Here is an 8,650-nt window from a genome sequence, read left to right as displayed (position 1 = left end):
AGACTGTGGTTGTATGGTAGCAGCTTTTTCGGGGATTGGGGAAGAAATAGTTGTTACCAGAACTTTCCGCATGGATTTCTTCAAAATATTGTTCGTAGTCCGCCCACAGACTTTTAGACAGAGGAACATATCTTGGTTTGTCATGCTTTGTTTCCCAAATCTGCAAAACGCCGTTTATAAGATCTACATCTTTTACACGGAGCCGGGTTGCCTCTCCGGCACGTAATCCACAGCAGATCAGAGTCTTAAACAGCAAAGGAAAGACAAGGTGCGCAGTAGGGCATTGCCTGCTTGGAACCATCGTTTCAAAATATTTCATAATACGTGCCAACTCATCGCTCGTAAAAATGCAGGGNTTTTACACGGAGCCGGGTTGCCTCTCCGGCACGTAATCCACAGCAGATCAGAGTCTTAAACAGCAAAGGAAAGACAAGGTGCGCAGTAGGGCATTGCCTGCTTGGAACCATCGTTTCAAAATATTTCATAATACGTGCCAACTCATCGCTCGTAAAAATGCAGGGAGAAAAGTCAGCATCATCTCGAGATGAAATGGTAAGTTCGGGGTAGTACGCGGCATAGCCATTCAATTGAAGATATTTGGCAAAGCGTTTTGTGAAATTAAGCCGCCATTTTTGATTTTTACGCTTTTCATTGGGCCGCTTTTNTTTGAAAGGTTTTGGCTTCTTTTTCATACTTACATCCGCAGGCCCGCTTTTCTGCAATAAAAGCACTTATTTGACTTGCCAGTCCGCTTCTGTACTCGTAAGTTCTGCTCATAAGAGATCACCATCCTCAAACGACAGGGCGCATTCACGCAGGTTTTCAATATCCAGACGGATGTAATGTCCCAGAGATTCGCGGTCCGAATGGCCAAGAAATGAAAAAATGATATCTGGAGACACATCGGCAGATAGCAGTTTTGTCGCAACGGTTGCCCGAAGAGAATGCAGGCCGTGATGCGCATGAATTGGCACTTTTACCCCTGAACGCGCGACATACCTATGGAACGCTGAATGGATTGATTTCATCTTGCCATATGGAGGGTTCAAACTNTGAACGCGCGACATACCTATGGAACGCTGAATGGATTGATTTCATCTTGCCATATGGAGGGTTCAAACTGACAAACAGGTATTCGCATTTTGTTTGCGGACGAATATGCAGGTAGTCAATAATAGCAGATCCCACTTTTTCGCTGAGAGGAAGTGTGTTCGGCTTGCCCGTCTTGCTTTGCACAAAGGAGATTGAACAAAGCTTCCAGTCAATATCGGACAACTTCAAATTGCAGATATCTTTGCTTCGCACACCAAGTTCAGCGGCAATAGTAATGAAAGCATAGTCTCGTTTTCCTTTTGGGCTGGCTCTGTTCACGGTTTCCAATACTGCATTGATTTCCTCNTTAATTATGCTCTGTGCTTGTCCCAGACGATATTCAGGTACATGAGGTGCAAGATTTTCGGATGTATATCCAAGCAGATACAGATACGACAGGAACTTCCGCAGTCGGCTGAGTTCACAACGCACTGTACTTTTTGCATGGCCTCTCAGTGTCAGCAGATATGCCGAGACATGTGAGCTGTTAAGTTCTTCCAGCTTTGTTATACCAGCATTCTGAAAGTACCGCATAACTACGGAGATATAATTTCGCATCGTTTCTCTGGTGCATTCTGAATAACCGGTTTTGATGAGGTATTCTTCCTGCGCATCAAGAAAGGAGTTGAATTCCGGCAACAACTCTTGCAGAGGATTGAGCATCCCCTTTCCCCATGTACCTTTGGTGGCAAGCAGATCAAGCATTTTCATGCTTCCGGCTTTGCGGTCAATTGTGGACTGCCTTAAAGGTGGAGTGCACTTGCCGAGTTCTGTGATGAATTCATCTTTATGCGAGGGCAAATATGTTTCATATCCCTNGGTGGAGTGCACTTGCCGAGTTCTGTGATGAATTCATCTTTATGCGAGGGCAAATATGTTTCATATCCCTTTTTATTGCAGAACTCTTGAAATTGCTTCCATGTCAATAGGGTGTATTCGCTACTGCGTATGGAATATCCCTGTTCTTTTAGAGTTACTGCACCTTTGTCAATGAGGTCTTTGATTAGCTTGTTTGGCAATATACCCACCGCCCTTCATGTAGAAATTTCTCCTATTACAATGGCAATTCTACTTGAACAAGCGGAAAAAGTAAGCCCTTACTTTAAAGGTTTTAGCTGCTATGATTAAAGGTTGAAATGTGGAGTATTATGTGCAGTAAAATCCCAAGAAGCCTTGTATTCATGCCATTTTTGTGCCCATCATTAACATAATGGCTTTGTCCNCAATTCTACTTGAACAAGCGGAAAAAGTAAGCCCTTACTTTAAAGGTTTTAGCTGCTATGATTAAAGGTTGAAATGTGGAGTATTATGTGCAGTAAAATCCCAAGAAGCCTTGTATTCATGCCATTTTTGTGCCCATCATTAACATAATGGCTTTGTCCCAATAAACGCTGTTGCCCAGCGCCTTATATCGTGCGCTGTCAGACGCGCCGGGGATATCTGTCCAGCCATCCGGAAAGCCCTGCAGCCTCTCACATTCCAACGGCGTAAGGCGGCGGATGAGCAGAATGGGTAGATCCTTGTCGCCGGCAGGCTCGCAGGTATAGAGATCCACAACGCATTTGCCCTGCTCCACATACTGACTTCCTGCGCCCTTTTCGTCGCCTTTGCACAGTGCGCCGACCACCTCCGAGACAGAGCACACCGCGTGGCGGTCGAAGCCGGTCAGTGTGTAGGATACGTTTTCCTGATACCCGATGCCATTGCCACCGTTCTCCGGCTCGCGGTCAATAGCGTTGCCGGTGATACAGAACACCTGCTCTCCCACAAGGGGCACATTGTTGCCGCCTGTACCGTAGCGTGCCGACATGGCCGGAGCCACACTGCCCATCTGTCGATAGCGAGCGTCCATACCGTGGCTCTCAAATACCAGCGGCTGGTGGTTGTCCATCTGCGCCCGAAGCGTGACGGTTTTATCTACCGTCACGTCCATACGCTCGCCACCCTGATCGTTGATGCACAGGACGGTTGGCATACTGTTTCCGCTGCCGCCGGCCTTCAGTGTCGGCGCAACGCCCTCGCGGTAACCGATGCCACCCGCACTGGCTCCCGCACCGGCAGAGAAGCCCGCCACGAACGTCTGCATCTGCAAATTGGAGGTCGCCATCAACGCCCCCGCCGTATCGCCCAGGTCGATACCCTCGTTCCTCTGGTTGATATGGTACGCCTTGATAAGCCCCATCTGCGCCAATATTACCAAATCGATCATCCGCAGGCCGCTCTGCATTTCCAACGCCAACTTCAGCGTTGCAGGTAACTCCTTCCCGCGCTTCCGCGCTCTACGGAGAATGCCCAGGCAGGCTTTCCGGCTCAAATAGTATTTGCGCTGAGGATGGGGCTCCAAGATCTGCCACAAGGAAGATCCTCTTACGACTCTGGGGCACACCCCAGTATTGAGCTAATGTATAGTAGAAAATAATGTAAAGTCACCTCCTAAAATGCAGTAAAGCCAGCAAGAATGATCCTGCTGGCTTTACATTATCTATATGCTCTTCAAGTAAGAATGAGGTCCACCATCATAGTGATGGCAGACCTCGTCCTTAAGTATTAGGCTGAACAAGAACCATATCATCAGGGTCAACATCAGGTCGGCAATAAAGTTGAGGAATATCTTCGCCAGGAATCCCCTCGAGTATCAATTCTGCCTTTGCCTGGTCAAATGCTTTCTTAAGAGAATGCCCAAAACCAATAGAAGAATAGAGTTGTGCGGCGAATGTACAGGCCGTTTCATCGGGAATAGAATCAGATGTCCCGATTGCAGCTTCAATATGCTCAACTACACTCGCCGCCTGAGTATCTGAAAAACAAGCATTAAAGACGATTAAACGGATGGTATCAGAAGCTGTTGCCATAGCTGTAGAAATTGCATCTGCAGACACAAGCTTAGCGGTTCCATCAGGATTTTCTAATACAAGTTCACCCGTATCTGCTCCATGCCCACTAAAATGAACAACGGTCGGGTTTGTCTCGTTGATAGCTTGCAATATATCCGAAGCTCTCGTGGCCCACCGACTTTCAAATTGTACCGAATCTCGATATTCCGAAAGTCGGATCTTCTCTTGTATAGACCGAGCTTCTTCATCAAGTCGCAACTGGTGTGTGCCAACGGGGTTTGCCGCTAAGAAAAGCACAGTTATTTTTTCAGGAATTGCCTTTATACTATCAATTTCCCTCTGCATTTGAGCCTGATGTTGCTCTTGACGCCGTATAGCCTGCTCCATCGCGGCTGATTGCCGAGCAGACTGCTGAAGACGTTTCTTTTCATCATCAGCTGCTTTTTTATTGAGCTTAGCTTCTTCATTTCGATAGTTTTTGTCGGCAGTAGCATATTCCTTCTCTTTTTGTGCTATTTTTGCTTGAATATCGCCGCATTTCTTTTGTATGTCGGCAATAGACTTTTCCGCACGGTCAATCTCTGAAAGCCTGGATTTTATTGTGGAATCGCTTTTTGTTCGATTGATTGCGCTTTTAGCAGATATAATTTTTTTCTGTAAAGGAGCAATTTTAGCCTGCTCACGAGCTAAATCTTGATTTAGTTTTGCCAACTCCTCCCTTTTTTTGAGCAAAGTGGTTCTATAATAATCAATTTGGGCCATGATAACACCTCGTTTCATTTGCTTTATTGTGGAAATATTATACGTCACGCTAAGCCTGTTTTCAACAAGAATAGACAAAACACATTATATTGTTCTGCTAAATATAACCCCCTATAATTTAAGTGGTGGCAATTGCCATACAAATGAATCGGAGGTATTAGCTTATGACAATGGAGTACACAGGCCCGCCAAAGAAATGGCTCGTCAAGACAGTTGATGAGTTAAAATTGCATCTGGCGGAACTTGGCTACAGTGAAAGCACGATTTTAAGGTTAGACGCGACATGGAAGGAGTTGATTGTATACTGCGAAGCGCATCAGGCAACTGAGTTCACCGTGGATTTAGAGCGGAGATTTGTCTGGGAACGATATGGTGCCGATCTTGGCGATAGGGATATATCTCAGAATGTCAGCCGGGCTATTCATATGTTGGACGATTATTTACAGTATGGGATGGTCTTTAAGCAATCAAGTATCACCTTGAAGGGCTTTTCTCCAGCCTATAAGGAGCTATTTGAAGGCTTTTTGGACAGCTTGCGCCAAAACCAAGTGGCTGAAGGTTCTATCAGGACTTGGCGGAGCAGGCTATTTCGCTTTGAGTATTTTCTACTGGAGTCCGGCATTGAGCATTTCCACCAGCTTGAGCTGCACCATGTAAATACTTATATTGAATCTTTGACTGGATTTTCTCCCGGTACGGTTGCGGCAACAATTCGCATCTTAGGCAAGCTGTTTGATTACGCATTGACCAAAGGCTACCATCATATCAGCCACGCCAATGCCTTGCCCTGTGTCAGACGGACACATAAGTATCGCCTGCCTACGGTTTTCTCACCTGATGAGGTAGAGTGCATTCTGGCTCAGGTAGACCGATCTAACCCATTGGGAAAGCGGAACTATGCAATTCTATTGTTGGTCACTCGGCTGGGGCTGCGCATCAGTGACGTGCGGCTACTTCGATTCGAGAATATTGACTGGAAAAATAAGCGGATTTTAATTTATCAGCAAAAAACAGGGATACCCTTAGAACTTCCGTTACTCGAAGATGTTGGCTGGGCAATCATTGATTACCTCCAGCATGGCCGCCCAGAGACAGACTGCCCATGTATATTTGTCCGGCACCTCGCACCGTTTGATGTCATGAACGGTTCTATGCAAAGGTTGGTTTCCAAACTCGTTTCTAAAGCAGGTATTCATGTCTCTACGGATAAACCGATTGGGATGCACAGCTTCCGACACAGTGTCGCTACCTCCATGCTGAAAAATGGAGCAGAATTAACGGACATTGCGCAAACGCTGGGTCATGCCACACCGGAAAGCACACAGGTATACGTTAGCCTCAATACAGAAATGCTGAGACGATGTGCATTGGAGGTGCTTCTATGAGTAAGAAGCCCTTCTTTACAGGACCATTTGCTCCAATATGCGAATCCTATGTGGCACAAAAAAGGGCATCTGGTCTGGACTACAACCAGCAGGCCAAACTGCTGCGGCTATTCGATAATTTTTGTAAAGATTATGAGATTCAGAGTTACACAATTACGAAAGAGATTGCCTTGACATGGTGCAAGAAGCGCCCAAATGAGGCAGACGCCACCCGATATAGCCGAGTGAGTGAGATGCAGAGGTTTGCCCAATATCTGTGCAAACAAGGTTATCCATCCTACCTACTTCCGGCCCTTCCCAAATGCGGAGAACAACACGTACCCTATATTTTTTCAACGGATGAGTTACATCTCATTTTTGAACGACTTGACTCACTTTCTCCGAGTAACCTATCCCCTAACCGACATCTTACTATGCCACTCTTATTTCGCGTACTCTATGGCTGTGGCCTTCGAATTTCTGAAGCGCTGGCATTACTAAAAAACGATGTGGATTTGAAAGACGGAATTTTGCACATACGGCACGGAAAGAATGACCGCGAGAGGATTGTCCCAATGTCTGCCACATTGACGGAAGAATGTAGAAAATATTCGCAGGCTGTTCATAAAAACACTGTCGAATCAACGCCGTTCTTTTATGCAAAGGGCGGGACCCCTTATACAAAATCCACCATTGGAAAGTTCTTTCGCGGCATTTTATGGGATGTGGGGATTCCATATAAGGGGAAGCAATTTGGGCCGCGCGTGCATGATCTCCGTCATACATTTTGTTGCCATAATATCCAAAAATGGGCTGAAGCTGGACTCCCAATATACAGCAATCTACTGATTCTTTCCCGTTATATTGGGCATACATCGATTAGTTCCACCCAGTACTATCTCCGCCTGACCGCACAATCCTTCCCCCATATCATGGATATTTGTGAACAGAATTTGGGCGGCATGTATGCTCCGTTTGACTTTGCCACGGAAAGCGAGGGATTGCAGGATGGCTAATCGTGGACCGACTTTTTTTGCCAAAACGTTATCAAGATATTTCTTTGAGTATTTACCATCTGAAAGGGGACTAAGCCAAGAAACAATTCAATCCTATCGAGACGCAATGTCCTTGCTGCTGGATTTCTGTGAACGGGAACGCAAAATTCGAAGAGATAAGCTGGAAGTTAGCGATTTCAATAGGGAGCTAATTGATGCTTTTTTCCGGTGGCTGGAACAGGAGAAAGGTAACTCTATTACGACAAGGAACCAACGGCGAGCAGCAATCAATGCGTTTTTTAAGTTCCTGCAGTATGAAGATCCAGGCTTTGTACTGCTATGCCAACAGATCCGGGAAATTCCTCCGAAGAAATGTGAGCAAAGGGTTGTCCCGCATCTTTCGGAAGAAGCCATCCAAACTATTTTGGGACAGCCGAACCTTACAACGCGTGAGGGACGGCGTGACTTTGCCTTCTTGACCTTAATCTATGAATCTGCTGCTCGTGCATCTGAAATCGCTAACCTTCGCTTTGGTGATATCCGTTTTGATAAAAAATGGGCCGTTGTACATCTAAAAGGTAAGGGAAGAAAGTTCCGAGATATACCAGTTCTTCCTGTACCTGCAAAGATATTGAAGGATTATCTGACTGAGGAATCCCGATATCGCCAATGTGATATAGATGCCCCGCTTTTTTGCAACAGAAGCAAGGCTTCTCTGACACGGGGCGGTGTCTACTACATCATACAGAAATATGTTTCCCTTGCACAGAAGGAGAAGCCTGATTTGTTCCCAGTGCGGGTCCATCCTCATGTTTTCAGACACAGCCGAGCGATGCATTGGTTAGAGGCTGGTGTAGATTTACAATATATAAAAGACCTGTTAGGGCATTCTGACATTAAAACTACCGAGGTGTATGCCCGGCTGAACATTAAAATGAAGCAAAAGCTGTTGGAGCAAGTGCATCCGCAGCAGCTTAGTGACCAGCAGCTCTCTTGGACGGATGACGAAAATTTGATGCAATGGTTGACTCAGCTCTATATTCCAACTAAATAATTTCACAGAATAATGTAAAGCCAGCAGGAGCATTCTTGCTGGCTTTACTACACTTCAGGGAGGTGACTCAACATTTTTCTTAGCTTTACATTAGCTCAATTATGTTCGGCTGAACATAATTGAGCATCCCAAACGATCCAAGCCATGGAGGATCGTACTCCCAATATGCCCCCAGCATATTCCCAGCGCCCGGTCTCAGGTCTAACAACATGAAGGTATGGTTCTTCAACTTGGAGGAACGCTTCGAGGACTTTTTGAAAATCCGCCCCAGGCTTTTTTTGACCCGTTTCAGCGTCCCGCCCACTTGAGAGAGCACCGACGACATTATGAGTTGTAAGCAATTATGAAAAGACCTCCTTCCAAAATATTGAAATTTCTTTGAGAATTAAAAAGATGCTGTGCATAATTTCCCTTTATACTGTGAGCATCACAATATAAAGGAGGCAAACTATGCACAGCAGAAAGACAGTTCCAATCCCTGACTTGATGAGCGCAGCAAATATGGAGTTGATCCGTCTGGACTTCAAATCGTCAACCCTCAGTCGGCAT

7 protein-coding genes and 1 pseudogene are annotated in these 8,650 nt (G+C 45.8%); 3 read left to right on the top strand and 5 right to left on the bottom strand.

Annotated elements, in window-relative coordinates:
* The 5 genes and pseudogenes from ACOMDU_RS13445 to ACOMDU_RS13425 form a co-directional block, all read right to left on the bottom strand.
* Positions 1-319 (bottom strand): tyrosine-type recombinase/integrase (locus tag ACOMDU_RS13445; RefSeq protein WP_421130671.1); only part of this gene is annotated, 319 nt, incomplete at its 3' end.
* Between the two features lie 454 nt (positions 320-773).
* Entirely contained in the window at positions 774-1,028 is a 255-nt protein-coding gene (locus tag ACOMDU_RS13440) for a tyrosine-type recombinase/integrase (protein WP_421130670.1), read from the bottom strand.
* Complete coding sequence (locus ACOMDU_RS13435) at positions 1,000-1,755, bottom strand: tyrosine-type recombinase/integrase (RefSeq protein ID WP_476718552.1); 756 nt, start codon at positions 1,753-1,755, stop codon at positions 1,000-1,002. The genes ACOMDU_RS13440 and ACOMDU_RS13435 overlap by 29 nt, the downstream gene beginning before the upstream one ends.
* A 724-nt stretch (positions 1,756-2,479) precedes the next feature.
* A pseudogene (locus ACOMDU_RS13430) lies at positions 2,480-3,163 on the bottom strand (DNA cytosine methyltransferase); the annotation flags it as partial.
* A 469-nt stretch (positions 3,164-3,632) separates the two neighbouring features.
* A complete protein-coding gene (locus ACOMDU_RS13425) occupies positions 3,633-4,688 on the bottom strand; it encodes a CHAT domain-containing protein (protein ID WP_421130668.1) in 1,056 nt (351 codons plus the stop codon).
* A 164-nt stretch (positions 4,689-4,852) separates the two neighbouring features.
* Here ACOMDU_RS13425 and ACOMDU_RS13420 point away from each other — a divergent pair, with 164 nt between their 5' ends.
* From ACOMDU_RS13420 to ACOMDU_RS13410, 3 genes are read left to right on the top strand one after another with little or no spacing between them, the layout of a single operon-like run.
* Entirely contained in the window at positions 4,853-6,073 is a 1,221-nt protein-coding gene (locus ACOMDU_RS13420) for a site-specific integrase (RefSeq protein WP_421130667.1), read from the top strand.
* Positions 6,070-7,068 carry a tyrosine-type recombinase/integrase gene (locus ACOMDU_RS13415; RefSeq protein ID WP_421130666.1) on the top strand — a complete coding sequence of 333 codons (999 nt, stop codon included), beginning with the start codon at positions 6,070-6,072 and terminating at the stop codon, positions 7,066-7,068. Before ACOMDU_RS13420 ends, ACOMDU_RS13415 begins: the two co-directional genes overlap by 4 nt.
* The gene (locus ACOMDU_RS13410) at positions 7,061-8,101 is read left to right on the top strand and encodes a tyrosine-type recombinase/integrase (RefSeq protein ID WP_421130665.1); all 1,041 of its coding nucleotides are present in this window, start codon (positions 7,061-7,063) and stop codon (positions 8,099-8,101) included. The genes ACOMDU_RS13415 and ACOMDU_RS13410 overlap by 8 nt, the downstream gene beginning before the upstream one ends.
* Positions 8,102-8,650: the final 549 nt, after the last annotated feature.

This window comes from Vescimonas sanitatis, assembly GCF_049060325.1.
Taxonomy (GTDB): domain Bacteria; phylum Bacillota; class Clostridia; order Oscillospirales; family Oscillospiraceae; genus Vescimonas; species Vescimonas sanitatis.
Note: the sequence above shows the minus strand (reverse complement) of the source record. Positions and strands in the feature narration are given on the sequence as shown.

Excerpts from the sequence above, each read along its gene's own strand:
- ACOMDU_RS13410 (WP_421130665.1), top strand. The coding sequence starts at position 7,061 with ATGGCTAATCGTGGACCGACTTTTTTTGCCAAAACGTTATCAAGATAT.
- ACOMDU_RS13440 (WP_421130670.1), bottom strand. The coding sequence starts at position 1,028 with ATGAAATCAATCCATTCAGCGTTCCATAGGTATGTCGCGCGTTCAGGG.
- ACOMDU_RS13420 (WP_421130667.1), top strand. The coding sequence starts at position 4,853 with ATGACAATGGAGTACACAGGCCCGCCAAAGAAATGGCTCGTCAAGACA.
- ACOMDU_RS13425 (WP_421130668.1), bottom strand. The coding sequence starts at position 4,688 with ATGGCCCAAATTGATTATTATAGAACCACTTTGCTCAAAAAAAGGGAG.
- ACOMDU_RS13415 (WP_421130666.1), top strand. The coding sequence starts at position 6,070 with ATGAGTAAGAAGCCCTTCTTTACAGGACCATTTGCTCCAATATGCGAA.